Consider the following 23,485-nt stretch of genomic DNA (forward strand, 5'->3'; position numbering starts at 1 on the left):
ATCGGCCTGCGCGGACCGGACTTGAGCCCGTTTGTGCACTCCTCCTTGCGCCCGTCCTCGAAGCCCCGGGGCACTACATACAATGGGCCGCCATGAACAGCCTCAGCCCGACCCGCCTCGCCCAACGCCGTTGGCCCTGGGTGGGTGCCGCGGCCCTGGCGCTGCTGCTGGCCCTGGCCTGGCTGTGGTGGCCCGCCGAGGATGGCGCGCCCGTCATCGGCGCGCTGCTGGGGGCGCTCGGCTTCGGCCTGCTGCTGCTGACGGTGGCCGCGGTGGCCTGGCATGTGGGGGTGCGCCTGACGCGCCAGCGCCTCGGAGAATCGCTGCGCGAGGCGCGCAGCCAACTGCAGCTGATGGCGCAGCTGCAGACCGACTGGCTGTGGCAGACCGACGCGCAGCACCATCTGGTGCGCTGGCAGGCGCCGCAGGCCGCCCCCGCATCAAGCTGGGTCGGCGCGGCGGCCACCCAGTCGCTGTGGGAGCGCTTCGCGCTGGTGGATGGCGAGGACGCTACCCTGCTGCAGCGTCTGCAGGAATCGGCGCCGCTGGCCGGCGTGCTGGTCGAGGCGCGCATCGAGGGCGGCGCCGCGACCCAGTTTTCCGGCCGCTGGCTGCTGCGCGGCCAGGTCTGCCTCGATGCCTACGGGCGCTTCCAGGGCTATCTGGGCACGGCCCGTCCGGTCGACCGTGTCCCCGCGGGCCAGCAGGCCGCCGCGCTGGCGGCGCCGCCGCCGGCCGAGGAGCGCGCCAGCCATGGCTGGATCCATGCGCTGCCCGGCCCGGCCTGGCTGGTGGCCGATCCCAACGAGCCCGGCGCGCGCCTGGTGGAGCTGAATGCGGCGGCGGCCCAGCTGATGGGCCGGCCGCCCGAACCCTTGCGCGGCGAACCCTGGCGCGCCTGCCTGGACGGCCTGCCCACCGAGATCCGCGAGGCCGCCAGCGCGCCCGGCGCGGCCGGCGGCGTGGCCTGCGGTTCCTGGTGGCTGTGCCTGCTGGCCCTGCCCGGCACGGCGGCGGGGCGGCCCGGCCTGCACCTGCTGAGCCTGTGGCCGCAGGGCGCGCTGGACACCATGCCGGCGGCGCTGGCGCTGGAGGCCGCCGAGGTGGCGCGCGCCGAGCACGAGTCCTTCAGCTACACCGTCTCGCACGACCTGCGCGCGCCGCTGCGCGTGGTCGAGGGCTTTGCGCGCATCCTGAAGGAGGATTACGGCCGCCTGCTGGACCGCATCGGCAACGACCATCTGGACCGTGTGATGGGCGCGGCCGCGCGCATGAACAGCATGATCGATGCGCTGCTCTCGCTGACCCAGCTCAGCTCGCAGCCGCTGACGCATCAGCCGGTCAACCTGTCGCAGCTGGCCGCGCTGGTGACCGAGGAACTGAAGCGCGCCGCGCCGCAGCGCCAGGCCGCCGTGCATATCCAGCCCGAGATGCTGGTGCAGGGCGATCCCACCCTGCTGCGCATGGTGCTGGAGAACCTGCTGGGCAATGCCTGGAAGTACAGCGGCAAATGCGCGCAGACCGAGATCCGCTTCGAGCGCCAGCAGCAGGGCGGGGCCCTGGTCTACATGGTGGCGGACAATGGCGCGGGTTTCGACATGCGCTTTGCCGAACGCCTGTTCGGCGTGTTCCAGCGCCTGCACAGCGCCAGCGACTTCCAGGGCACCGGCGTGGGCCTGGCCTCGGTGCGCCGCATCGTGCACCGCCATGGCGGCGAGATCTGGGCCGAATCGGAAGTGGGGCAAGGCGCCCGCTTTTACTTCACCCTGGCCTGACGGGCCGCCGGGATCAGCGCCCGGGCAGGGACAGCAGTTCGACCGCCTCGACCAGACGCAGGGCCGAATCGGCCAGCGAGCGGCCCTCGGCCTCGGCCAGCTTCTGCAGCCGGGCCAGCGCCTCCTGGCGCGGCAGCGAGTAGCGGTGCATCAGCACGCCCACGGCCAGCGGCACGACCTGGTCCAGCAGGGCGTCGGCGGGCTGGCGCGGCGCCGGCGCGGCGCGTTCGCCGCGCTGGGCCGTCAACTGGGCCATCAACTGGGCCTGTTGGGCAAAAGCGGCCTCGACCGCCGGCACGATCTGGTGGATGTCGAGCGGCTTGACCAGGTAGGCCACCGCGCCCAGCTCCTTGACCTTGGCCACCGTGGCCTCGTCGGCGAAGGCCGACAGGAACATGAAGGGCACCTGCAGATACTCGCGCAGATAGGCGGCCACGTCGAAACCGCTCATGCCCTCCATGCGGATGTCCAGCAGGGCCAGTTCGGGACGGTGCTCGCGCGCCAGCAGGATGGCGTCGTCGCCGTTGTCGGCATCGATCACCTCATAGCCGGCCTGCGCCAGGCCATGGGTCAGCGTGGCCAGCACCAGCCGGTCGTCGTCGACCACGAGAATCTTGCCCTTTGTGCTCACCAGGAACGCCCCCCGCCCGCGCCACGCCTATGGCGCATCATAAGGGCTGCAGCAGGGTGACGCTGGGCGGCAGCAGCTCCAGCAGGCAGACCACCTCGTCGCCCTGCTGTTCCAGGCTGAGGATGGCGCTGCGCCGCGGCAGCAGGGCGCGCACCAGGCCCAGACCCGAGACGCCGCCGGGCACCTTGCTGAGCTGGAAGCCCTCGGGCAGCCGGCCCTGGTTGACGATGCGCAGCGCGACGCCATGCTCCTCGCAGATCAGGCTGCACTGCGGGGGCTGGCTGCCGCCATGGCGGAAGGCATTGCCCAGCAGCTCGTTGAGGGTCAGCGCGATCGGGATGGACTCGGCCTCCGGCAGGGCCCAGCGATGCAGCAGCTCGGCCGGGGCGGAATCCGCGCCCTCGATGCGCATCTCGATGGTCCGGCCGAACATGCGCTGCACCGAGCCGGTGATGGCCTCGACCAGCTTGCGCACGCGCAAGGGCCCGGTGGCGCCGACCTGCAGCCCGTAGACCTGGGCGATCGCCTGCACCTGGCCGACCGCCTCGCCGATCACGCCGGCCACCTCGGGACGGCGCGCGGCGATCTGCTGCAGCAGGCCGGCCACGCCCTGCAGATTGTTCTTGATGCGGTGATGCACCTCGCGCACCAGCAGCTCGCGCTGCGCGATCGCCGCGGCCAGGCGCGCCTCCTCGGCGGCGCGCTGTTCGGTGACGTCGCTGGCCACCAGCAGCAGCTGGCCGGCCGCGCCGGGCGGCGCGTCGGGGTCGGCCTGCGGCGCGAGGTGCAGCAGGCGGGCGTCCCAGACCCGGGCGCGGCCGCCGATGTCGAGCCGATACTCGCGCTGCGTCACCGCGTGGTCCAGCAGGGCCGCCTCCATATCGCTGCGCATCAGCGCGCCCTGGGTCGCGCCGAACAGCTGCTCGGGGCTGGCGCCGAGCAGCTCGGCCTCGGGCCGCCCGGCCAGATCGGCCGCGGCCTGGTTGATCTGCTCGACCGCCAGCGTGTGGGCGTCGTGCAGGCTGATGGCCAGCGGGGCGGCCTCGATGATGCGCTGCAGCGAGGTCTGGGCCTGCTGGGTCTGGGCCTCGGCCTGGCGGCGCCGTTCGATGTCCAGCAGCGCATAGGTGAGCTGGCGGCCGGAGGCACCGATGCCGGTCACCACGGCATTGCCCACCACCCAGAACTCGCGCCCGTCGCGCGCCTTGAGCCGGCACTCGAAGGTCTCGGCCTGGCCTTCGGTCAGCTCGTCCAGGTAATGGGCGTGCCGGAACGGATGGTCGGGATCGGGCGTGGCGACGATGCTCATCGGCCGGCCGGCGAAGGCGGCCAGGTCGCCGCCGAACATGCGCCGCGCCGAGCGGTTCATCCATTCGATGCCGCCGCGGCCCACCGTGACGATGCCCACCAGCACCGAATCCAGCACCGCGCGCTCGCGCTCGGTCTGCAGCATCAGCGACTGCTGGGCGCGCCAGCGGTCGTCCACGTTCACATAGGTCGCGATCACGCCGGCCTCGGGCTCGCCGGGGCGCATCACGCGCTTGCTGACCTGCACCCACAGGCCCGTGCCGTCGCGCCGGCGCAGGCGCCGTTCGCCCTGCCACTGGCCGCTGGCGGCCAGGGCCTGGTGCATCGCCGGCAGCTGGCGCTCGTAGTCGAAGTCGTCTTCGAACAGCGCGCGGTGGGCCAGGCCGTCAAGTTCGGCGATGCGGTAGCCGCTCATCGCGGCGAGGGCCTCGTTGGCGCGTTCCACATGGCCCTCGCGCAGGATGGCCATGCCGACGTCCGAGAGGTTGAACATCAGCTCGCGGTCCTGCACCAGGGTTTCCAGCTGGGCCTGCTGGGCCTTGAGCCGGCTGATGTCGCTGATCACGGCCACCGCCTCCTCGGCCGGGCCCTGCACGCGGCGCAGGCTCAGCGCCAGCCAGCGGCGCGGGGCGCCGAGGCCGCCGGCCTGCGCGCCGATGTCCATGCCGACCTCGAGGAACTCGGCCTCGAAATCCTGCTGTGCGCCCAGGGCCGGCAGCGCCGCCTGCACGCGCTCGGCCAACCCGGGCAGGGCGGCGAACAGCTGCGCCACCGGCGTGCCGGCCGGCTGGCCGGCGGGCAGGCCCAGCATCCGCTCGAAGCCGGCATTGCAGCGCAGCAGCTGGCCGCGGCGCAGATAGGCCATGCCGACGCCGGAGTTGTCCATGATCAGGCCCAGCTCCTGCAGCAGCTGCTCGTTGCGCCGCTCGGCCTGGGCCTGGGCCGTCACGTCCAAGGTGACGACCGAGGTGGTGCGCTGGCCCGAGGCCAGCTGGCCGGGCTCGACCCGGGTCAGCAGCCAGCGCCGGCCCAGCTCGGCATGGCGCACCGCGTAGCGCACCTCGACGCGGTCGCCGGTCTTGAGCGCGCGCTGCAGGCGTTCGAACTCGGGCAGCGAGTCGGGCTCGACGATGTCGCGGCTCACCCCCTGCAGGCCGGCCAGCGCGCCCGGGGTCTTGCCGCCCCCGCCGCCGCGCGGGCGCAGCCAGCCGGCATCCTGCTGGAAGGTGGCCAGGCCGACGCCGGCGGTGTCCATCAGCGCGTCGAGCTGCTGGTGCGCCAGGTCGCGTTCCTGCTCCAGACTGCGGTCCTCCAGCACCGCCATATAGCGGCGCTGGCTGCCCAGCTCCAGCGCGCGCAGCCGGCCCTGCAGCCAGCGCGCGCGGCCGCCCGGGTCGATCAGCTGGGCCTGGGTGAAGAGGGTCTGCCGCGCCTCGCGCAGCGCCGGCAATGGCCTGTTGCGCTCCCAGGCCAGCAGCTGCTGCAGCGGGGCACTGGCCTCATGCAGGCTGGCCGGTGCTGCCAGGTTCAGCGCCGCGAAGGCCGGGTTGGCGCGCAGCAGCAGGCCGTTGTCGTCGAACAGCACCATCGGCAGCGGGCTCAGCTCCAGCCATTGCTCGATCTCGGCCTGGGCGCGCTCGGTGTGCTCGCGCGCCGCCTGCTCGGCGGTGCGGTCCTGCAGCAGGCACAGGGTGAGCTCGGCGCCCAGCGCATGCGGCAGCAGGCGCAGGGCATGCTCGCGGCCCTCGGCGTCCAGCAGGCGCAATTCCTCGGGCAGCTCGGCGGGGCGGGTCAGGCTCTTGGCCAGCGCACGGCCGGGGCGGGCGGGGACGAGGCGCGCGCGCTCGGCCGGTGCGGCCAGCTCGGCCAGCGCCATCCCTGGCAGCGCGGCGATGTCGCGTCCGCACAGCTCGGCCAGCGCCGCGTTGCCGCCGCGCAGCCGCCATTGGGCGTCCAGCAGGCAGACCGGGGTGGGCGAGTCGGCGAACAGCCGCAACAGTTCGTCGGCCGGCAGCCCGGCGGCGGCGTCGTCGGCCGGGACGCCGGCGGCGGCCTTGCAGTCGATGTGCAGCAGCCAGCGCACGCCGTCATCGGCGTCGCCGTCGAGCGCCAGCAGATGGGGGCGGGCACGCAGGCCGCCGGCCAGGGTCAGGGCCGGGGCGGCGGGGCTGCGCCGGCCCTGCAGCAGGGCCTCGCCGGCCAGCCGCAGCCAGTCGCGCAGGGCGCCGGCGGGCAGCTCGCGATCACCGCGCGCCGCCAGCGCCAGGGCCTGGCGGGCGGCCGGGTTGGCCTCGACGATGCGCAGCCCCGCATCCAGCAGCAGCAGGGGGTCGCCGAGCAGCCCGAACAGGCCGCGCAGCGCAGCCAGATCGGCGGCAAGAAGGGGCAGCTGGGAGGGGGGCTTGGGCATCGCGCCCGCAGTTTAGATGAGGGCCGCGGGCCGGCGCGCGGCCGGCCCGCCGGGGTGTCTCATTCCAGCTGGCCGGCCTTGGCCAGGGCCCGCAGCAGGGCGTGGTTGATCTCGTCGGCACCCAGCATCAGCTGCTCGGCCGCCTGGCGGAAATCGAACACCGATTCGGCCTCGATCGCGTTCACCAGGTCCAGATAGGCGCGGTAGGGGCCGCTGTTCTCGACCAGGGCCTGGCGCACGCGCTCGGGCACGGGGATGGCCTGCAGCAGCTTGTCGAAGGGCTGCTTGAGCATATGGTCCAGCAGCGAGAACAGGCCGCAGATGAACATCTCGTCGCGCATCTCGCGGTCGTCCATGCCATGCGCCAGCTCCTCCATCAGCACGCCGCGGCGCAGCGCGCCGAACATGATGGGGCGCATGCTGTGGTCCTTGCTGGCCGTGGTCAGCAGCAGGGCCAGCCAGCGCTTCAGGCGCGACATGCCCAGCAGCATGATGGCGTGACGGAACGAGGAGACCTCGACCGACAGGCCGAAGGCGGCCGAGTTCATGTAGCGCAGCAGTTTGAAGGCGAGGCTGGGGTCGCGCTTGAGCGTGGCCTCCATCTTGTCGATGTCCTCGCCCTGGTCGACCTGGCTCATCAGCTGGACGATCACCTGCAGGTCGGCCTGGATCTCGGCCTTGGGCGCGCCGGCGGCGGCCTCGTAAGCCCCCTCCAGCGGCCAGCCCAGCACCGCGCTGGCGCCGCGGCCAAAGGCCTGGTTGACCGCGTCGGCACCGCGCAGGCCCGACAGCAGCTGCGCCAGACCGGGCACCGGGGCGGGCTCGTCGCCCAGGTCCTGCACCTGGTACTTGAACGAGGCCTGCACCGCGGGCGTGAGGGCGCTGAGCGCGCGGCCCTTCAGCACCAGGGCGTTGCCGTTCTTCTTCAGGGCCTGGATGGGGTCGGCGAGGGCGGCATCGCCGGCCATGAAGGCGGGCAGCTCCAGCATGATGTTGGCGCTCGGCTGCGCCGCCAGGATGCCGGCCAGCAGGGGCTCGTTCAGCACGTTCAGCAGCACCGGCGGGCCGCCGGCGGGCCAGACCTCGGCCACCGCCGCCAGCAGATCGGCCGCCTGCAGCTGCAGGTCGGTGCGCAGCGGGATCACGGTCAGACGGGTCGCCTGCACCATGTGCTGACGGTCCAACATGGGCGCGTAGCCCAGGGCCAGGTTGCCGAGAATGGGGTGTGAACTGCTCATCGTTCAGAGATTCAGGTATTGGAACAGCGACAGCCGCTGCACCGAGGCATAGGTCTTCAGCGCGGCATCGTAGCCGGTTTGCTGATTCTGGAAATCGGCAATACCCGAGATCATGTCCAGATCCTCGGCCGCCGAGCGTTCGCTCTGGCTGTAGAGCTTGAGCGCGCCCTGGCGCGATTCGCTGCCGTCCAGGTTGTTGAGGCTCTCGCCCACCGCGGTGCGGGTGTTCTGCAGATTGCCCAGCACCGCGTCGAGGTCGCGCAGGCGCAGGGCATTGGTCTGCGCGATCTGCGTATCGGTGCGCAGCGGCTGCTTGAGCTCGCCGATCAGTCCGTCCAGCACCGAGAACACGCCCAGGTCCTCGGTGGCGGGGGCGATCGAGAAGCGGTCGCCGTCGGCGGCGGCACCGGTCAGGGTGACGGCCATGCCGTCGAACTCGATGGTCTTGCCGGACGCGAAGGGACCGGTCGCGACCGTGGTGCCCAGCGTGGTGTCGAACACGCTGTAGGTGGCGGCGGCGCCGCTGCCGCTGACCTGGACCTCGTAGTTGGAGCCGGTCAGCAGGGTCGGGTTGGTGACGCGGCCGGCGTCGATCCAGCTCTTGGCCGCGGCCGTCGGGTCGACCAGATTGGGCAGCACGCCGGTCTCGAAGATGCCGTTGCCGCTGGCCGCCTGCTCCCAGGCCATGCGGCCGTCGATGCTGAGCGGGAAGTTCTCGATATTGCCGCTCTGCGTGGCGCCGGCGGTGCCGATATAGCGCACGCCGCCGGGCGCGTCGACGAAGGGCGCGCCGCTGGAGCCCTGGCCGGCGAACAGGAAGCCGCCGGTGCCGTCGGAGCGGTTGGCGATCGAGAACAGCTGGTCGCGCAGGCCGGTGATCTTGACGGCCAGGCCCTCGCGCTCGGGGTCGCTGTAGCTGGCATTGCCGGCCGCCACCATGGCCTCGCGGATCTGCTGCAGGATCTCGTTGGCGTCGCCCAGGGCCGACTCGCCCAGCGCCATATTGTTGCGGCTGGCCTCCAGCACGCGCTGGCTGGCATCGGTGCGGCCGATCACGGCCAGCGCGCGCTCGGCGCGGGCCGCGGCGGTGGGGTCGTCGCTGGCGTACTGGACGCGCTTGCCTGAGGTCAGCTGCTGCTGGGTCTGCTGCAGCTGCTGTTGGCGTCGCTGCAGGGTCGCGATGCTGGCATCGAACATATTGGACGTGCTGACGCGCATGCCTGGCTCCAATCGATTTCAGTGTGGGACGTTGGGCCGCGCGGACGCCGCCGATCCGGCTCTGCCGGTCGGCCGGCGTCGCCCCCTTGAGGGGGCGGCCGAAGGCCGTAGGGGGTGGCTCATCATCGTCCGGCGATCTGCAACAGCTCGTCGAAGATTGCCTGGCCGGCCTGCAGCACCTTGGCGGCCGCCTGATAACCCTGCTGGAACTGCATCAGCCGGGCGGCCTCCTCGTCGAGGTTGACGCCGGCCTGGCTGCTGCGCGCCACCTCGGCATTGCTGGCCACGCTGGTGGAGACCTCGGACAGATATTCGGCGCCCTGCACGCGCGCGCCGATGTCGGACATCGCGGTGGCATAGGCGTCGGAGAGGGTGGCGCCGACGCCGTTCACGCCGCGGCCGACGAAGGCCTCCTTCTGGATCGCCAGAAAGGCCTGGGCGTTGCCGTTGTTGGAGGCCACCGACTTGGTCGGGTCGATCGTCAGCGTGTCGCCGGTCTTGGGCACGCCGTTGAGCGCCAGGCGGAAGCCGAAGTCGACGCCCGACAGCGGTTCGCTGCCCAGGGCCTCGCCGGGATACCAGGTGCCGGTGACGGTGCTGCCGTCGCTCATCGTCATCACGTAGTCGACCCCCGGACGGGCCGGGTCGCTGTTGTTGACGCCCTGGAAGGCGACCGAGACCGGGTACTGGGCGATGTCGAAATTGTCGTTGGCCACCGCCAGCGAGGCGATGGTGGCGGTGCCGGTGTTGGCCTTGCCCATCACTGCGGTGACGGGCGATGCCGCGGCGATGCCGCTGGGGTTGTCCAGCGCGCGCGTCATCGACACCGCGGCCTGGGCCACCGGCTCGATCAGGAAGCTGTCGTCCGCCGTCAGCGGCGCGCCCCCGGCCGTCAGCGAGAAGCCGTACTGGGCCTCGATCTGCGCGGCACTGAGGCTGACGCTGACGCCGCCGGGGCGGGTGGTCATCACATACTGGTCGGGCACGCCGCTGGGGTCGGCCTTGACCACATAGGACTCGGCGCGCAGCAGGCTGGCGTCCGTGATGGCCGCCGTCAGGCTGGAGGCATAGCTGCCATCGGGATTGCGCGCATTGGTCGAGGCCGGCAGCGCGCGCGGCGGTGCGTAGGAGAAGACCGGCGCGCCGGGCGTGCCGGCCAGGTCCAGACCGAGCGCCTGCTGCTCGTTGACCCGGTCGGCCAGCGCCACGGCCATGCGGCCGATCATGTTGCGGGCGTCCTGCAGATCCTTGTTCTGGAAACGCAGCAGCGCGGTCAGCGAGCCGCCGGTCAGCGAGCTTTCGTCCAGCACGCGGGCGCCGTTCGCCTCGTCGATGCTGAGCTGCGTGCGCGTGCCGTCATAGGGGTCGGCGGTGAGCTTGAGCTCCTGGGCCTGCGAACCGAGCACCAGGCGCTGGCCGCCGCCGATGAACACGCCCATGGTGCCGTCGTCGGAGGGCAGGGTGCTGACCTGCACATACTGGCTCAGCTCGGAGATCAGCCGGTCGCGCGTGTCGAGCAGGTCGTTGGCGGTGTGGCCGGAGCCGTTGGCGCGTGCGATCTGGTCGTTGGCGGCGGCGATCTGCTTGCTGAGCTGGTTGACGACGGCCACATTGGCCTTCAGGTCGCTGACCACGCCGGCCTGCAGATCGGCCAGCTGCTGGCCGGCGGTCTGGTAGCGCGAGGCCAGCTCGCCGGCCCGACCCAGCACGACCTGGCGCGCCGAGATGTCGGAGGGCGACTTGGAGACGTCGACCATCGCGTTGAGGAACTGGTTGGCCGCGTGGCCCAGGCCGGCCTCGCCGGTGGAGAACAGCTTCTCCAGCTGCAGCAGCTGGCTGTGGCTGGTGGCGTCCATGAAGGCCACCGACTTGCTGGACGTGGCCTCGCGGGTCATGAATTCGTTGTGGGCGCGGGTGACGGTCTGGACGTTGACCCCCTTGCCGAAGTAGCCCGAGCCGGTGAACTGGCCCTGCGGCGTGGTCAGGGCGACCGACTGGCGCGAGTAGCCCGGGGTGTTGGCATTGGCAATGTTCTGGCCGATGGTGGTCAACGCCGCCTGGTTGGCGAACATGGCTCGCATGCCAAGCGATAGCAGTGCCGAGGTTCCCATGACTCGTCCTCTCTCCTAGGCGTCGTCAGGCCAGCGCGCGCTGCACGCGCATCGTGGTGTTGATGACGCGGGTCAGCTTGCTCGCGTATTCGGGGTCGGTGGCGTAGCCGGCCTTCTGCAGGCCCTGTGCGAAGCTCTCCGCGCCGGCCCCGGTCTGGGCCTTGGCCACCACGTCGCGGTAGCGTTCGTTGCTGCCGATCAGGCGCGCATAGTCCTTGAAGGCGTCCTCGTAGCTGTCGTAGGCGCGGAACTTGGCCGTGACCTTCTGCGGCTTGCCGTCGATGTACTCGGTGGTCTGCACCTCGGCCACCTTGCCGGTCCAGCCGGACGTGGCCTTGATGCCGAACACATTGAAGGAGGGGCTGCCGTCCTTGCCGGTGATCTCGCGCTTGCCCCAGCCGGACTCGTGCGCGGCCTGGGCGATCATGAAGCTGGCGGGGATGCCGGTGGCCGCCTCGGCGGCCTTGGCGGCGCCATCGTGCTGCTGGATGAAGCTCTGCACATGCGGCGCGATGTTCTTCTTGGCCAGCACGGGCAGGGTCTTGGCGGCCGCGGCGCGCTCGGCGCCGGGCTCGCTGGCGCCCATCTGGCGCTGCAGCTGGCGCGCGATCGCGTCCGACAGGCCGCCGGGCAGGCCGGTCATCTTGCCGGCGAACTGGCTGTCCAGCATCTCGGTGCCCAGCTGGGTGGCCGAGTTCTCCAGCATGCCGGAGGACAGGGTGGAGGCGCGCATGCTCTTCATCACTTCCTGCATGAAAAGCGACTCGAACTGGCGCGCCGTCTCCTTGATGCTGGACTTGGGGTCGCGGGCGGCGGCGGCGCGCAGCGCCTCGATGCTGCGGGTGTCGGTCGGTGCGCTGCTGGCGCCGACGCTGAACGGTGACTTCAGGTTCATGTCAGATCACCTCCAGCTCGGCCATGATGGCGCCGGCGCTCTTCATGGCCTGCAGGATGGCCAGCAGGTCCTGGGGCGTGGCGCCCAGGGCGTTGAGGGCCTTGACCACATCGGCCAGCTTGGTGCCGGCGGGCATGTTGATCAGCGCGCCGGGCTCCTGCCTGAGCGCGATGTCGGTCTTCTCGGTCACCACGGTCTGGCCGCCGGACAGGGCATTGGGCTGGCTGATCACCGGCGTGGCGTTGATCGTCACCGACAGGTTGCCATGGGCGACGGCGCAGGGCGCCAAGGTGACGGCCTGGTTCATCACCACCGAGCCGGTGCGGGCGTTGATCACGACGCGGGCGGCCGGCATGGCCAGGTCCAGCGGCAGGTTCTCCATGTCGGCCAGGAAGCTGACGCGCTCGTCCGGGTTGCTGGGGGCGCGCACGCGCACGACGCGGCCGTCCAGGGCCTGGGCGGTGCCGGCGCCCTTGGCGCGGTTGATCGCGCCGGCCACCGCGCGGGCGGTGGCGAAGTCGGCGGCGTTCAGGTCGAGCTGGATGGTGTCGCCCATCTGCAGCGCGGTCGGCACGCTGCGCTCGACCAGGGCGCCTCCCGGGATGCGGCCGGCGCTCAGGTGGTTGATCTGGACCTTGGAGCCGCCGGCCGAGGCGCCTGCGCCGCCCACCACCAGGTTGCCCTGGGCGATCGCGTAGACCTGGCCGTCGGCGCCCTTCAGCGGGGTGGCGATCAGGGTGCCGCCGCGCAGGCTCTTGGCATTGCCCATCGAGGACACGACGATGTCCAGCGGCTGGCCGGGCTGGGCGAAGGGCGGGAGCTGGGTGGTGACCATCACCGCGGCGATATTGCGCGGCTGCATCGTCACGCCCGGCGGCAGCACGACGCCGAACTGCTGCAGCATCGCGGCCAGACTCTGGCCGGTGAAGGGGGCTTGCGTGGTCTGGTCGCCGGTGCCGTCGAGGCCGACCACCAGGCCGTAGCCGGTCAGGGGGTTGCTGCGCACCCCGGCCACCGAGGCGACTTCCTTGATGCGGGCGGCCGCGGCGGGGCCGCTGGTCAGGAGCAGGGCGCCGGCAAACCCGCAGATCGCCAGGAAGGCGAGCCCGGACAGCGGCTTCAGCAGGGAGGAGATCTGGGTTTGCATGGACGGTCGCACAAGGGTTTGGGACTTGTGAGACCGATTCTGGGCATTCTTAAGTCGGCGAAAGACTTAAAAAGAAGCGTGACAACCAGCCTATTTGATGCGCTTGCTCCAGCGCGCCGCGTCCGCGCTGCTCGACCCGGACATTGGCGACCTGGGCGGAGGAGACGGTGTTGCCCTGCTGGATGGCGCGCGGATCCACCTGGCCGGAGAAGCGCAGCACGTCGACATTGCTGTTGACGCCGATCTGCTTCTCGGCGATGAGCATCAGGTGGCCGTTGGGCAGCACGCCGGTGACCACCGCGGTGATGGTGCCGCTGAACTCGTTGGTGTTCTGGTTGCTGCCCTTGCCGGCGGCGGCGGCGGCCGACTCGGCCCCGATGCTGGCGCGCGCCAGGGCCTTGGCCGGGTTGATGCCCGGCAGGGCGGAGACCGAGCCGCTGAGGCTGCCGCTGCGATCCAGTTCGCTGCTCGAGCTCTGGGTGGCGCTGATGCGCTCGACGATCTGGATCATCACCGTGTCGCCGACCAGCCGGGCGCGGTGATCCTCGAACAGCGGACGGTAGCTGACCGACTGGTAGATCGCGCCATTGGCCGGCGCGGCGGCCGGCAGCAGCGGCAGCTGCACGACCGGGGTGCTCTGCAGCTCGACCTTGGGCTGCTGCAGCGTGGCGCAGCCGCCCAGGCCGAGGGCGAGGGCGGACAGCAGGAGGGAAATGCTTTTCATGCCGGGGCTCCTTGCATCTCTTACATCTGGCTGAGCTTCTGCAGCATCTGGTCGGAGGTCTGCACCGCCTTGGAGTTGAGCTCGTAGGCGCGCTGGGTCTGGATCATCTGCACCAGTTCCTCCACCACATTGACGTTGGAGGTCTCGACGAAGCCCTGCTGCAGCGCGCCCAGGCCGTTGGCATTGGGGGCGCCGGCATTGGGCGTGCCGGAGGAAGCGGTCTCGGTGAACAGGTTCTGGCCGCGCGGGTCGAGGCCGGCCGGATTGACGAAGTTGGCCAGCTGGATCTGCCCCAGGTTCTGCGGCTGGGCATTGCCGGGCACGGTGACGGTGACGGTGCCGTCGGCGCCGATCGTCAGGGTCTGGGCGTTGGCGGGCACGGTGACGCCGGGCAGCAGGGTGTAGCCGGTGTTGGTGACCATCTGGCCGTTGGCGTCCAGCTGGAAGCTGCCGTCGCGGGTGTAGGCGGTGGTGCCGTCGGGCATCTGGATCTGGAAGAAGCCGTTGCCCTTGATCGCCAGGTCCAGGTTGTTGCTGGTCTGCTGCAGATTGCCCTGGGTGTAGATGCGCGAGGTGGCGACCGGGCGCACGCCCAGGCCGACCTGCAGGCCGGTGGGCAGCTGGGTCTGCTCGGTGGTGTTGGCGCCGCTCTGGCGCAGGTTCTGGTACATCAGGTCCTCGAATACCGCGTGCGAGCGCTTGTAGCCGTTGGTGGCCACGTTCGAGAGGTTGTGCGAGATGGTGTCCAGCTGGGTCTGCTGGGCTTCCATGCCGGTCTTGGCGATCCAGAGCGAGCGAATCATGGCGTGGATTCCTTAGGAGGTGCCCAAAAGTTTGGCGGACTGCTGGCCCTGGGTCTGGGCGATCTGCAGCAGCTTCATCTGCTGCTCGAACTGGCGCGCCGCGGCGATCATGCTGACCATGGTCTCGACCGCGCTGACATTGCTGCCCTCCAGCGCGCCGTCCTGCAGGCGGGCGTTCGGGTCGGCGGGCAGGTCGCCGTCCGGCGCGCGGAACAGCCCGTCCTCGCCGCGCGTCAGCGGCGCCTCGGGCGTGACCAGCTTGAGCCGGCCGATATTGATCGGGTTGCCGGTGGGCAGCTTGGCCGTGACCGTGCCGTCGCCGCCGATCTGCAGCTCGCTGTCGGGCGGCACCGTGATCGGGCCGCCGTCGCCCAGCACCTGCAGGCCGTTGCGCAGCACCATCAGGCCCTCGGCATTGACGTCCAGCGCGCCGGCCCGGGTGTAGGCCTCGACGCCGTCCAGGCCCTGCACGGCCAGCCAGGCGTTGCCCTGCATCGCCACGTCCAGGTTGCGCCCGGTGGCGTTGATCGCGCCGGGCTCGGCCTTGTAGCCGATGGTGGTTTCCAGCGCGAAGGCGCGCGTGCTGGCGCCGTCGCCGCGCACCGGCACGGCGCGAAAGGCCTGCAGCTCGGCGCGGAAGCCGTTGGTGGAGACGTTGGCCAGGTTGTGGGACAGCACGTCCTGGCGCTGCATCGCCGCCTTCGCGCCGGCCATCGACAGGTAGATCATGCGGTCCATGTGCTGCCCCTCGTCTCAGGCCTCAGCGCAGGTTCACCAGGGTTTGCATCACCTGGTCCTGCGTCTTGATGGTCTGGGCATTGGCCTGGTAGGTGCGCTGGGCGGTGACCATATTGACCAGCTCGGCGGTCAGGTCGACGTTGGATTCCTCCAGCGCGCCCGGTTGCAGCGAACCGAGATTGCCGTCGCCGGGTATGCCGACCACCGGATCGCCGGAGGTGTTGGTGCGCGCCCATTGGTTGCCGCCCAGCGGCTGCAGGCCCTGCGGGTTGCGGAAGGTCGCCAGCTCGACCTGGCCGGCCGGCTTGGATTCGCCATTGGAGTAGCGGGCGGTGACGACGCCGGTTTCCTCGACCACGATGCCGGTCAGCTGGCCGGGCGCGTAGCCGTCCTGGTTCAGCGAGGTGACGGCGAAGCCGGAGCCGTTCTCGGTCGCGCCCAGGATGTCGAACTTGATGCCGGGGGCGGCCGGGTCTTCCGGGTAGGGGATCGGCAGGGTCGGCGCGCCCTGGGCATTGGTGCCGGCGGGAATGCGCAGGTCCAGCAGGGTGCCGGCCGGGGGAATCACGGGGTTGCCGCCGGTGGGCGGGAACTCCATCGTGGTGTAGGCCGTCTGCGGGTTGTTGGGGTCGGCGGCCGTGATGTCGGTGCCGTCGGCCGCATAGTTGACCGGCTTGCCATTGGCCGTCACATAGACGTTCCAGACGCTGTTGGCGCCGGGCGCGGGCTCGTTGGCGCGCTGGAAGTACAGGGTCACGGCGACCGGCTGGCCCTTGTCGTCGTACGTCGTCATCGAGGTGGCGTTGTTGTACGAGGTGGGATCGTTGAACTTGATGCCCTGACTGAAGACCTTGGACGTGGGGTCGGCCGGGTCGGACAGGGTGTAGGGGGCGGTGGCGCCGGCGCGCGAGTCGAGGTTGAACTCCATGTCGATCGAGGCGGTCACCTTGGGCTCGATGCCCTTGGTGGGCAGCTGCAGCGGCTGGGCCAGGCCGGGCTGGATCACGCCGTTGCCGTCGGCCGGGTAGCCCAGCAGCTTGAGCTGGTCGTTGTTGACGATGTAGCCGTCGCGGTCGACCTTGAACTGGCCGTTGCGGCTGTAGGTGACCGGGTTCTTGCCATCGCTGAGCTGGAAGAAGCCGCCGCCGTTGATCGCCAGATCCATCGGGTTCTCGGTGATCGAGATATTGCCCTGGGTGAACTGCTGGGCCACCGCGGACAGCTGCACGCCGATGCCCACCGAGTTGGCGCCGGCGCCGTTCAGGGCGCTGGCGTAGAGGTCGGAGAATTCGGCGCGCGAGGACTTGGCGCCGAAGGTGTTGGCATTGGCAATGTTGTTGCCGATCACGTCGAGGTTCTTGCTCGAGGCATTGAGACCGGAGAGACCTTGCTGGAAGCTCATGATGTGTCCTTGGGTAACCCTGAGATGACGGCCGCGGTCAGTCGACCAGCTTGACCAGGCTGTAGTCCACCATGCCCAGGCCCTCGAGCTTGACCTGGAGCTTGGAGCCGTTGGTGCTGATGGCCAGCACCTTGTCGGTGGCATAGGGGGTGGCCGCGACGGCGGCGGTGCCGCGCGTGGCCGTGATGCGGTAGGTGAGGTTGTCGTAGCCCAGGCCCTTGTCGGCGGGCCAGCTGAACTTCTGCAGGCCCGCGCTCTGCGCGCCCAGGTCCACCGTGTCGATCACGACGCCGGCCGGGCTCAGCACCTCGAGCTTGACCTTGTCGGCGGCGCCGCTGAGATCGTAGGAGCCCTTGCCGATCTTGGCGCCGTCGACCTCGGTGACGACCATATTGTTGCTGGCCAGCGAGACGTTGCGGCCCACCAGCGAGACGCCCTGCAGCGCCTGCATCTGGGTGAACTGCGAGGTCAGGCCCTGGATGGTGGTGTTGAGCCCGCCGATGCCGGTGACGGTCTGGATCTGCGCCAGCTGGCTGGTCACCTGGGCGTTGTCCAGCGGGTTCATCGGGTCCTGGTTCTGCATCTGCGCGACCAGCAGCTTGAGGAAGCGGTCCTGCGTGTCGGCCGCGCTCTGGGTGCTGGTGGCGCTGCCGCTGCCGCTGCCGTTGAGTGAATTGAGAAGACCGACGTCCATGGGGAATGCTCCGCTTCTTCAGGCCTCAGGACTGGCCCATCTGCAAGGTCTTGAGCAGCAGGTTCTTGGCCGTGCTCATCACCTCGATATTGTTTTGGTAGGAACGCGAGGCCGAGATCATGTTGACCATCTCCTCGACCGAATTGACGTTGCTGTAGGTGACGTAGCCCTCCGCATCGGCCTGCGGATGGGCCGGGTCGTGGACGCGCCGACCGGGCGTTGCGTTCTCGGTGACGCCGACCACCTGCACGCCCAGCGCCGTGGGGTCGCCGCCGGCCGCGGTGAGAGCGCTCTGGAACACCACCTGGCGGGCCTTGTAGGCCTGGCCGTCCGGGCCGGCCACGGTGTCGGCATTGGCCAGGTTGCTGGCCACGGTGTTGAGGCGCTGGCTCTGCGCGCTGACCGCGCTGCCGGAGATGTGGAAGATATTGAACATCGACATCGCGAGACTCCCTGCCTTGCTCGGGCGGCGATCAGGCCGCGTTGTGCGACTTCATCGCGTCCAGCGTGGTGCGCACGTTGCCGCTGATGAAGCGCAGCGTGGCCTCGTACTTGACCGCGTTGTCGGCGAAGCTGGCGCGCTCGCGGTCCATGTCGACGCTGTTGCTGTCCATATTGGTCTGGGCGGCCAGGCCGTGCTCCAGCGCGTTGTGGCCGCGCTGGGTGGCGGGCGTCACGATATGGCCGGGCCGGTTGGCCGTCAGCGCCGCGCCGTTGGGCAGCTCGCCGGTGGCTTCCTTCAGTGCGCGGGAGAAATCCATCTCGCGCGCCTGGTAGCCCGGGGTGTCGGCATTGGCGATATTGCTGGCGAGCAGGCGCTGGCGTTCGGACCGCAGGGTCAGGGCCTGGGTCTGGAAATTCAGCGCGTCGGTCAGTCGGTTGATCATGTGCGGGCCCTCCGGGTCGGGTGGCAGCTTGGGCGATTGAACGGGATTGTGTTGGGCGCTTCGGAAAACATGAGCGGGAAAAGAGCGGGCTTTGCTGCGCATTTCGGCGCTAAGAAAACAGGGCCGGGGCCTAAAGTCGCTGCCATGGATCAAAACGCCCGTCCTCCCACCGCCGCGCCGACGCGCCGCGTCCGCACCCTCGGGGTGGCGGCGCTGCTGGCGGTCGCGGGGCTGGCGGCCGGAGCCCAGACGGCCGGCGAAACCCTGACGCCCCTGACCCCCGAGCTGCTCGGCCATGTGCAGCAGCTGGCCCAGGAGGGCGCCCGCGCCGGAGCGCCGGACCAGGCGCGCGTGGCGGTGCAGCTGGGGCAACTGGACGGCCGGCTGCGCCTGGCGCCCTGCCGCCAGGTGCAGCCCTATCTGCCGGCGGGCCTGAAGATGTGGGGCAGGACCCGCATCGGCCTGCGCTGCCTGGATGGCGCCGTCGCCGGCTCGGGCGGCGCGCGCTGGAATGTCAGCCTGCCCGTCACGGTGCAGGTCTACAGCCGCGTGATCGTCGCCGCGGCGGCGCTGCCGGCCGGCACGGTGCTGACTCAAGCCCTGCTGCAAACGGCCGAAGTAGATATAGCGGCCGAGGCCGGCCAGGTGTTCGGCGATGCCGGACAATTGGACGGCCGCAGCCTGCAACGGCCCCTGGACACCGGCGAGGCGGTGCGCAGCAGCGATCTGAAGCTGCGGCGCTGGTTTGCGGTCGGTGAACGGGTACAGGTGCTGGCCAGTGGCTCGGGCTACGCGATCGGCAGCGAAGGCCAGGCCCTGGAGCCGGGCCTGGAGGGTCAGGATGTGCGTGTTCGCTTCGAGAACGGCCGGACGGTGACCGGCCGGGCGGTGGGCGAACGCCGGGTGGAGCTTGCCCTGTGAGCCCCCCCGTTCGGGTGGAAAACCCTCAAGTCCCGCCGGGATGGGTCGATACACCGGAAAACCTGAATGGGATAGGCCTCGGCCTTGGCAATGGAGATCAGCATGAAAATTGGTAACAGCGCAGAAAAACTGGCGTCGACGCCGGTCGGCACGAACGGTGCCGCCGATGCCGCACAGGCCAAGGCCGCGTCTGCCCAGCAGGCTGGTGCCGCCGCTGCCGGCAAGGGGCCGGAAGCCAGCGCCAAGATCAATCTGTCCAGCACCGCCAGCACCCTGCTTTCCGGCGTGTCGGAGGAGGGCAGCTTCGATGCGGAGAAGGTGGGCCGGATTGCCCAGGCCATCGCCGACGGCAAGTTCAGCATCAATGCCGATGCGATCGCCGACAAGCTGATCGCCAATGCCCAGGAAGTGCTGGGTCGCGTCGCCACGCATTGAGCGTCGCCGGCCTCGCCCCATCAGCCCACAAGATCAACGCCCAATGACGACGGATGCCGTCATGCATGCCTTGCCACCTAACGATCACCCCCTTGCCGATCCTGCCCTGGGGCAGGCGCTGGAACTGCCGCTGCAGGCCGTCGAGAGCTGCCTGAGCCTGTTGGGCGAGGCCCTGCTCAAGCGCGACAGCCAGGCGATCGAGCTGCATGCCAGCGCCTTGCATCAGGCCCTGGCCGAGGCCATCGCGATGTTCAGCGAGGCCGCCCGCGTCGGCCAGGTGCCGCCGAGCCTGCGCAACCGTCTGGTCCAGGCCGGTGGCCGGGTGGCCGCGCAGCGCGAATCGCTGGCGCGCGCCACCGCCGCGCTGGACCGCGCCATCGACGTGCTGATGCCATCCGAGGCCACGGGCCTGTATTCCGCGCTCGGCAAGTCCGAACGCAAGACGCTGGGCGGCGGCTCTTATCAAGCCTGAGCCCGGCCCGGCCCCGCGATCAAGCCACCCTAGCGGGTGGCTTTTTTACGCACGCAGTCGAGGTAGGCGTGGCCGTCGGGCGGCAGGCCGCTGCGCTGCGAGGCCCAGATCATCTCGCCCAGGCAGTCCATCGCGGCATGCTGGGCCTCGTGCAGCGACTGGCGCTTGGCCGCCAGCAGGTCCAGGGCCTGGCGGATGCCGGTGGGCTGGTCGATCGAATGCTGCTCGCTGATCGTCAGGTGCATCGACAGGTGCAGGAAGGGGTTGCTGCGGCCTTCCTCGACCGTGTAGACCGCGTTGACCGCGGCGTCCTCGTCGGCCAGTTCGGCGTGGTATTCCGGGTGCTCGTCGATCCACTGGGCCGCGATGGCTTCCATCGGGATCAGCGGCATGCCGGTGCGCAGCTTGCGGTAGGTGGCGCAGAAAAAGCGGCGCACCTCGATTTGGGAGGGGGCGAACATCGCGCGATTGTCCCAGGTCGGCTCAGGGCTTGCCCGCGTCGGGTTGATTCCAGCCCGGGCGCCGGCGCCGCGCCGCGGCCAGCTCGCGTTCCTGGGCGAACAGCTCCTCCAGCTGCTGGCGGCCGTGCCGGGTGGCGGCGGTCAGCGCGGCCTCGTCCTTGTGCAGCGGGAACAGGATGTCGAGCTGCTCCACCGTGTGCTGGCGGAAGCGCCAGGCCAGCTTGCGCGCCGCATGCGGCTGCAGGCCCAGCAGTTCGAGCACGCTGCGCGCGCTCATCAGCGCCGCATCGAGCGTCTCGCGCTCGATCAGCATGACGCCCAGGTCGCGCAGTGCGAAGTAATGCTGCAGATTGCGCGCCCGCGCGACGATCTGCAGCCGCGGGAAATGCTGCTTCGCCAATGTCGCGATCTCCAGGCTGTGGGCGATGTCGTCCACCGCGATCACCAGCACCCGGGCCTGCTCGGCGCCGGCGGTGCGCAGCAGGTCCAGGCGCGTCGCATCGCCGAAGAAGACTCGCCAGCCGAAGCGCCGCAGCAGGGCGACGGACTCGGCGTCATGGTCCAGCACGGTGGCCTCGAAGCCGTTGGCGTAGAGCATGCGGCCGACGATCTGGCCGTAGCGGCCGAAGCCGGCAATGATGATCGGCGCCTGCTGCTGCGATTCCAGCGTCGCGCCCTCGGGCGCCGGCTGGCGCTTCAGCTGGGAGGCCAGCAGGCGGTCGCTGGCCAGCAGCAGGGCCGGCGTGCAGGCCAGCGACAGCGCCACCGCGGCCACCAGGGCCGAGTTCTGCGACGCATCGATCAGCCCGGCCTGCTGGGCCAGCTGGAACACCACGAAGCCGAACTCCCCGCCCTGGGCCAGCAGCAGCACGAAGACCGGCCGCTCCGGCCCCGGGATGCCCATCAGCCGCGCCATCACGGCCAGCAGCGCCGCCTTGCTCAGCAGCAGCGCCGCCAGCAGGGCCAGCACCAGCAGCGGCTGGCGCAGCACCACCGCCAGGTCCAGCCCCATGCCGACGGCCATGAAGAACAGGCCCAGCAGCAGGCCCTTGAAGGGCTCCAGATCGGTCTCGAGCTCGCGCCGGTATTCGCTCTCGGCCAGCAGCACGCCGGCCAGGAAGGCGCCCAAGGCGGCCGACAGGCCCACCGCGTGCATCAGGCTGGCCGTGCCCAGCACCAGCAGCAGGGCGGCGGCGGTGAATATCTCGGGCGTGCGGCTGCGCGCGATCCAGCGCAGCAGCGGGCGCAGGCCCAGCCGGCCGCCCAGCACGATCAGCCCCATCGCGGCCAACGCCTTCAGCGCCTCCTGCCAGCCGGCGCCGCCCTCGGCCTGTGCGGCGCCGCTGAGCGCGACGATGGGCACCAGGGACAGCACCGGGATCGCCGCAATGTCCTGCAGCAGCGCCACGCTCAGCACGCTCTGGCCGGCCGTCGTCGGGCCGAGATTGCGTTCGGCCAGCACGGCCAGCGCCACCGCGGTGGACGACATGGCCAGGCCCAGGCTGACCACCAGGGCGAGCCGCCAGGGCTGGCCGAGGGCCAGCGCCAGCGCCATCAGCAGGGCCGCCGAGCCGAGCAGCTGCAGCGAGCCCCAGCCGAAGACCGCGCGCCGCATCGCCCACAGGCGGCGTGGCTCCAGTTCCAGCCCGACCAGGAACATCATCAGCACGACGCCGAACTCGGCCAGCTCCAGAATGGTGCCCGGCTTGCTCACCAGGCCCAGCACGCCGGGCCCGATGATCACGCCGGCCACCAGGTAGCCGAGGATCGAGCCCAGGCGCAGCGCGCGCGCCAGCGGCACCGCCAGCACGGCGGCGCCAAGGAAGACCAGGGGCAGGAACAGCGGGTTGTCGTGCGCCGCCATCACAGGCCCCCCACGCTGCTGAACAGCGCCGGGCGCGCGTCCAGCGGCACCTCGGGCGCGGGCGCCTCGGCCGCGCGCGGGCACCAGCCGGGGTAGCTCAGCAGCTTGCCGATGAAGCCGCGCACATGCCGCTGCACCGTGGCCTCGTCGACCCGGTGCGCGCCATGCAGCACCAGCGGCGGCAGCCAGCGCAGGCCGCACAGGCGCGCGGTCTGGGCATAGGGCAGCAGGAAGCTGTCCAGCGGGTGTTCGTTGTGGCCGTCGGGGGCATAGGACTCGGCCGCGCCGCCGGTGGAACTGAGCAGCCACAGGTCCTTGCCGCGCAGGGCCTGCCCCCCGGGGCCGTAGGCCCAGCCGAAGGCCAGCACCTCGTCCACCCAGAGCTTCATCAGCGCCGGCATGCCGTACCAGTGCAGCGGATGCAGCCAGATCACGAGCCGGGCCTGCGCCAGCGCGCGCTGCTCGGCGGCGCTGTCGATCGCATAGTCCGGGTAGAGCGCATAGAGGTCGCGGGTCTCCAGATGGTCGGGGCCGTGGCCGGCGGCGCGGGCCGCTTGCAGCAGTTGCTGGGTGATGTGGGAATGCGCCAGGTCGGGGTGCGCGGCGAGAAGCAGGATGTCGGCCATGGCGCTAGCGTAACCGCTGGCCGGGCGGCTACCATCGGCGCCAAACATCCCCAAAGCGATCCGATGCGACCCGAGGAGGCCTGTCCCTATGCCCGTGATCTTGGTCGCCAACCCCAAGGGCGGGGTTGGCAAGTCGACGCTGGCCGGCAATATCGCCGGCTATTTCGCCCATCGGGGTCATGCGGTGATGCTGGGCGATATCGATGTCCAGCAGTCGTCCCGTCAATGGCTGGATCTGCGGCCGCCGCAGCTGCCGCAGATCCACAGCTGGGATCTCAGCAAGAGCGAAGGCAAGACCCTGGCCAAGCCGCCCAAGGGCGTCAGCCATGTGGTGCTGGACACGCCGGCCGGCCTGCATGGCAAGCGCCTGGACTCGGCCTATGCGTTGGCCGACAAGCTGCTGATTCCCCTGCAGCCCAGCCTGTTTGACATCCAGGCGACATACAGATTCCTGCAGACCCTGCAAGATCTGCGGCGCCGGACGGGGCGTGGCCCCGCGCTGGCCCTGGTGGGCATGCGCGCCAAGGAGGGCACCCTGTCGGCCCAGCAGCTGCAGCAGTTCGTGCAGGGGCTGGACGTGCCGGTGCTGGGCCTGCTGCGCGACACCCAGAACTATGTGCAACTGGCGGCCCGCGGCTTGACGCTGTGGGACGTCGCCCCCGGGCGGGTGGAGCGCGATCTCGCGCAATGGCAGGCGCTGGGGGCCTGGCTGGACCTTTGAAGAC

Annotated in this window: 22 protein-coding genes; 5 read left to right on the plus strand and 17 right to left on the minus strand. The window is 70.5% G+C overall.

What is annotated here, in order from left to right:
- Positions 1 to 92: 92 nt before the first annotated feature.
- Complete coding sequence (locus tag AC07OQ_RS14920) at positions 93 to 1,775, plus strand: sensor histidine kinase (RefSeq protein WP_495053919.1); 1,683 nt, start codon at positions 93 to 95, stop codon at positions 1,773 to 1,775.
- A gap of 13 nt (positions 1,776 to 1,788) precedes the next feature.
- Here the strand turns inward: AC07OQ_RS14920 and AC07OQ_RS14925 are convergent, their stop codons facing one another.
- The 14 genes from AC07OQ_RS14925 to flgB form a co-directional block, all read right to left on the minus strand.
- Positions 1,789 to 2,406: a response regulator gene (locus AC07OQ_RS14925; RefSeq protein ID WP_495053920.1), complete on the minus strand. Its 618-nt coding sequence runs from the start codon at positions 2,404 to 2,406 to the stop codon at positions 1,789 to 1,791.
- Between the two features lie 37 nt (positions 2,407 to 2,443).
- Positions 2,444 to 6,124 (minus strand): PAS domain-containing protein, encoded by a 3,681-nt coding sequence (locus AC07OQ_RS14930; protein WP_495053921.1) that lies wholly within the window; start codon positions 6,122 to 6,124, stop codon positions 2,444 to 2,446.
- A gap of 59 nt (positions 6,125 to 6,183) precedes the next feature.
- Positions 6,184 to 7,362, minus strand: coding sequence for an EAL and HDOD domain-containing protein (locus AC07OQ_RS14935; protein WP_495053922.1), 1,179 nt, complete (start codon positions 7,360 to 7,362; stop codon positions 6,184 to 6,186).
- A 3-nt stretch (positions 7,363 to 7,365) separates the two neighbouring features.
- Positions 7,366 to 8,580 (minus strand): flagellar hook-associated protein FlgL, encoded by a 1,215-nt coding sequence (flgL, locus tag AC07OQ_RS14940; RefSeq protein WP_495053923.1) that lies wholly within the window; start codon positions 8,578 to 8,580, stop codon positions 7,366 to 7,368.
- Between the two features lie 122 nt (positions 8,581 to 8,702).
- Positions 8,703 to 10,691 carry a flagellar hook-associated protein FlgK gene (flgK, locus tag AC07OQ_RS14945; RefSeq protein WP_495053924.1) on the minus strand — a complete coding sequence of 663 codons (1,989 nt, stop codon included), beginning with the start codon at positions 10,689 to 10,691 and terminating at the stop codon, positions 8,703 to 8,705.
- A gap of 25 nt (positions 10,692 to 10,716) precedes the next feature.
- On the minus strand, positions 10,717 to 11,586 hold the full coding sequence (gene flgJ / locus AC07OQ_RS14950; protein ID WP_495053925.1) for a flagellar assembly peptidoglycan hydrolase FlgJ: 870 nt from the start codon (positions 11,584 to 11,586) through the stop codon (positions 10,717 to 10,719).
- Between the two features lies 1 nt (position 11,587).
- Positions 11,588 to 12,733 (minus strand): flagellar basal body P-ring protein FlgI, encoded by a 1,146-nt coding sequence (locus AC07OQ_RS14955; RefSeq protein WP_495053926.1) that lies wholly within the window; start codon positions 12,731 to 12,733, stop codon positions 11,588 to 11,590.
- A 49-nt stretch (positions 12,734 to 12,782) separates the two neighbouring features.
- Complete coding sequence (locus tag AC07OQ_RS14960) at positions 12,783 to 13,457, minus strand: flagellar basal body L-ring protein FlgH (protein WP_495053927.1); 675 nt, start codon at positions 13,455 to 13,457, stop codon at positions 12,783 to 12,785.
- Positions 13,458 to 13,477: 20 nt separating this feature from the next.
- Positions 13,478 to 14,260: a flagellar basal-body rod protein FlgG gene (gene flgG / locus AC07OQ_RS14965; protein ID WP_495053928.1), complete on the minus strand. Its 783-nt coding sequence runs from the start codon at positions 14,258 to 14,260 to the stop codon at positions 13,478 to 13,480.
- A 12-nt stretch (positions 14,261 to 14,272) separates the two neighbouring features.
- Positions 14,273 to 14,998, minus strand: a complete 726-nt coding sequence (gene flgF, locus AC07OQ_RS14970) for a flagellar basal-body rod protein FlgF (RefSeq protein ID WP_495053929.1) — start codon at positions 14,996 to 14,998, stop codon at positions 14,273 to 14,275.
- Between the two features lie 22 nt (positions 14,999 to 15,020).
- Complete coding sequence (flgE, locus tag AC07OQ_RS14975; RefSeq protein ID WP_495053930.1) at positions 15,021 to 16,400, minus strand: flagellar hook protein FlgE; 1,380 nt, start codon at positions 16,398 to 16,400, stop codon at positions 15,021 to 15,023.
- 37 nt (positions 16,401 to 16,437) lie between these two features.
- Entirely contained in the window at positions 16,438 to 17,094 is a 657-nt protein-coding gene (locus tag AC07OQ_RS14980) for a flagellar hook assembly protein FlgD (RefSeq protein WP_495053931.1), read from the minus strand.
- Between the two features lie 25 nt (positions 17,095 to 17,119).
- Complete coding sequence (flgC, locus tag AC07OQ_RS14985) at positions 17,120 to 17,536, minus strand: flagellar basal body rod protein FlgC (protein WP_495053932.1); 417 nt, start codon at positions 17,534 to 17,536, stop codon at positions 17,120 to 17,122.
- A 31-nt stretch (positions 17,537 to 17,567) separates the two neighbouring features.
- Positions 17,568 to 17,981, minus strand: coding sequence for a flagellar basal body rod protein FlgB (gene flgB, locus AC07OQ_RS14990; RefSeq protein WP_495053933.1), 414 nt, complete (start codon positions 17,979 to 17,981; stop codon positions 17,568 to 17,570).
- A 144-nt stretch (positions 17,982 to 18,125) separates the two neighbouring features.
- Between flgB and flgA the strand changes: the two genes are divergently transcribed.
- From flgA to AC07OQ_RS15005, 3 genes are all read left to right on the plus strand, one after another.
- Positions 18,126 to 18,902, plus strand: a complete 777-nt coding sequence (flgA, locus tag AC07OQ_RS14995; protein ID WP_495053934.1) for a flagellar basal body P-ring formation chaperone FlgA — start codon at positions 18,126 to 18,128, stop codon at positions 18,900 to 18,902.
- Between the two features lie 90 nt (positions 18,903 to 18,992).
- Positions 18,993 to 19,337, plus strand: coding sequence for a flagellar biosynthesis anti-sigma factor FlgM (gene flgM, locus AC07OQ_RS15000; RefSeq protein ID WP_495053935.1), 345 nt, complete (start codon positions 18,993 to 18,995; stop codon positions 19,335 to 19,337).
- A 43-nt stretch (positions 19,338 to 19,380) separates the two neighbouring features.
- Complete coding sequence (locus tag AC07OQ_RS15005; protein ID WP_495053936.1) at positions 19,381 to 19,809, plus strand: hypothetical protein; 429 nt, start codon at positions 19,381 to 19,383, stop codon at positions 19,807 to 19,809.
- A 29-nt stretch (positions 19,810 to 19,838) separates the two neighbouring features.
- On the opposite strand, the gene AC07OQ_RS15010 is transcribed toward AC07OQ_RS15005, so the two are convergent.
- From AC07OQ_RS15010 to kefF, 3 genes are read right to left on the minus strand one after another with little or no spacing between them, the layout of a single operon-like run.
- The gene (locus AC07OQ_RS15010) at positions 19,839 to 20,270 is read right to left on the minus strand and encodes a DUF1841 family protein (protein WP_495053937.1); all 432 of its coding nucleotides are present in this window, start codon (positions 20,268 to 20,270) and stop codon (positions 19,839 to 19,841) included.
- Between the two features lie 22 nt (positions 20,271 to 20,292).
- Positions 20,293 to 22,134: a glutathione-regulated potassium-efflux system protein KefC gene (kefC, locus tag AC07OQ_RS15015; RefSeq protein ID WP_495053938.1), complete on the minus strand. Its 1,842-nt coding sequence runs from the start codon at positions 22,132 to 22,134 to the stop codon at positions 20,293 to 20,295.
- Entirely contained in the window at positions 22,134 to 22,760 is a 627-nt protein-coding gene (kefF, locus tag AC07OQ_RS15020; RefSeq protein WP_495053939.1) for a glutathione-regulated potassium-efflux system oxidoreductase KefF, read from the minus strand. The genes kefC and kefF overlap by 1 nt, the downstream gene beginning before the upstream one ends.
- 88 nt (positions 22,761 to 22,848) lie before the next feature.
- On the opposite strand from kefF, the gene AC07OQ_RS15025 reads away from it, so the two are divergent.
- A complete protein-coding gene (locus AC07OQ_RS15025) occupies positions 22,849 to 23,481 on the plus strand; it encodes a ParA family protein (protein ID WP_495053940.1) in 633 nt (210 codons plus the stop codon).
- The last annotated feature ends 4 nt before the right edge of the window (positions 23,482 to 23,485 follow it).

Source organism: Roseateles sp. GW821-FHT09B06 (assembly GCF_059418245.1).

Excerpts from the sequence above, each read along its gene's own strand:
- AC07OQ_RS14960 (WP_495053927.1), bottom strand. The coding sequence starts at position 13,457 with ATGAAAAGCATTTCCCTCCTGCTGTCCGCCCTCGCCCTCGGCCTGGGC.
- kefC (WP_495053938.1), bottom strand. The coding sequence starts at position 22,134 with ATGGCGGCGCACGACAACCCGCTGTTCCTGCCCCTGGTCTTCCTTGGC.
- AC07OQ_RS15025 (WP_495053940.1), top strand. The coding sequence starts at position 22,849 with ATGCCCGTGATCTTGGTCGCCAACCCCAAGGGCGGGGTTGGCAAGTCG.
- flgG (WP_495053928.1), bottom strand. The coding sequence starts at position 14,260 with ATGATTCGCTCGCTCTGGATCGCCAAGACCGGCATGGAAGCCCAGCAG.
- flgA (WP_495053934.1), top strand. The coding sequence starts at position 18,126 with ATGGATCAAAACGCCCGTCCTCCCACCGCCGCGCCGACGCGCCGCGTC.
- AC07OQ_RS14920 (WP_495053919.1), top strand. The coding sequence starts at position 93 with ATGAACAGCCTCAGCCCGACCCGCCTCGCCCAACGCCGTTGGCCCTGG.
- flgL (WP_495053923.1), bottom strand. The coding sequence starts at position 8,580 with ATGCGCGTCAGCACGTCCAATATGTTCGATGCCAGCATCGCGACCCTG.
- AC07OQ_RS14980 (WP_495053931.1), bottom strand. The coding sequence starts at position 17,094 with ATGGACGTCGGTCTTCTCAATTCACTCAACGGCAGCGGCAGCGGCAGC.
- AC07OQ_RS15005 (WP_495053936.1), top strand. The coding sequence starts at position 19,381 with ATGACGACGGATGCCGTCATGCATGCCTTGCCACCTAACGATCACCCC.
- kefF (WP_495053939.1), bottom strand. The coding sequence starts at position 22,760 with ATGGCCGACATCCTGCTTCTCGCCGCGCACCCCGACCTGGCGCATTCC.
- flgF (WP_495053929.1), bottom strand. The coding sequence starts at position 14,998 with ATGGACCGCATGATCTACCTGTCGATGGCCGGCGCGAAGGCGGCGATG.
- AC07OQ_RS15010 (WP_495053937.1), bottom strand. The coding sequence starts at position 20,270 with ATGTTCGCCCCCTCCCAAATCGAGGTGCGCCGCTTTTTCTGCGCCACC.
- flgC (WP_495053932.1), bottom strand. The coding sequence starts at position 17,536 with ATGTCGATGTTCAATATCTTCCACATCTCCGGCAGCGCGGTCAGCGCG.
- AC07OQ_RS14955 (WP_495053926.1), bottom strand. The coding sequence starts at position 12,733 with ATGCAAACCCAGATCTCCTCCCTGCTGAAGCCGCTGTCCGGGCTCGCC.
- flgK (WP_495053924.1), bottom strand. The coding sequence starts at position 10,691 with ATGGGAACCTCGGCACTGCTATCGCTTGGCATGCGAGCCATGTTCGCC.
- flgB (WP_495053933.1), bottom strand. The coding sequence starts at position 17,981 with ATGATCAACCGACTGACCGACGCGCTGAATTTCCAGACCCAGGCCCTG.
- AC07OQ_RS14935 (WP_495053922.1), bottom strand. The coding sequence starts at position 7,362 with ATGAGCAGTTCACACCCCATTCTCGGCAACCTGGCCCTGGGCTACGCG.
- flgE (WP_495053930.1), bottom strand. The coding sequence starts at position 16,400 with ATGAGCTTCCAGCAAGGTCTCTCCGGTCTCAATGCCTCGAGCAAGAAC.
- flgM (WP_495053935.1), top strand. The coding sequence starts at position 18,993 with ATGGAGATCAGCATGAAAATTGGTAACAGCGCAGAAAAACTGGCGTCG.
- AC07OQ_RS14930 (WP_495053921.1), bottom strand. The coding sequence starts at position 6,124 with ATGCCCAAGCCCCCCTCCCAGCTGCCCCTTCTTGCCGCCGATCTGGCT.
- flgJ (WP_495053925.1), bottom strand. The coding sequence starts at position 11,586 with ATGAACCTGAAGTCACCGTTCAGCGTCGGCGCCAGCAGCGCACCGACC.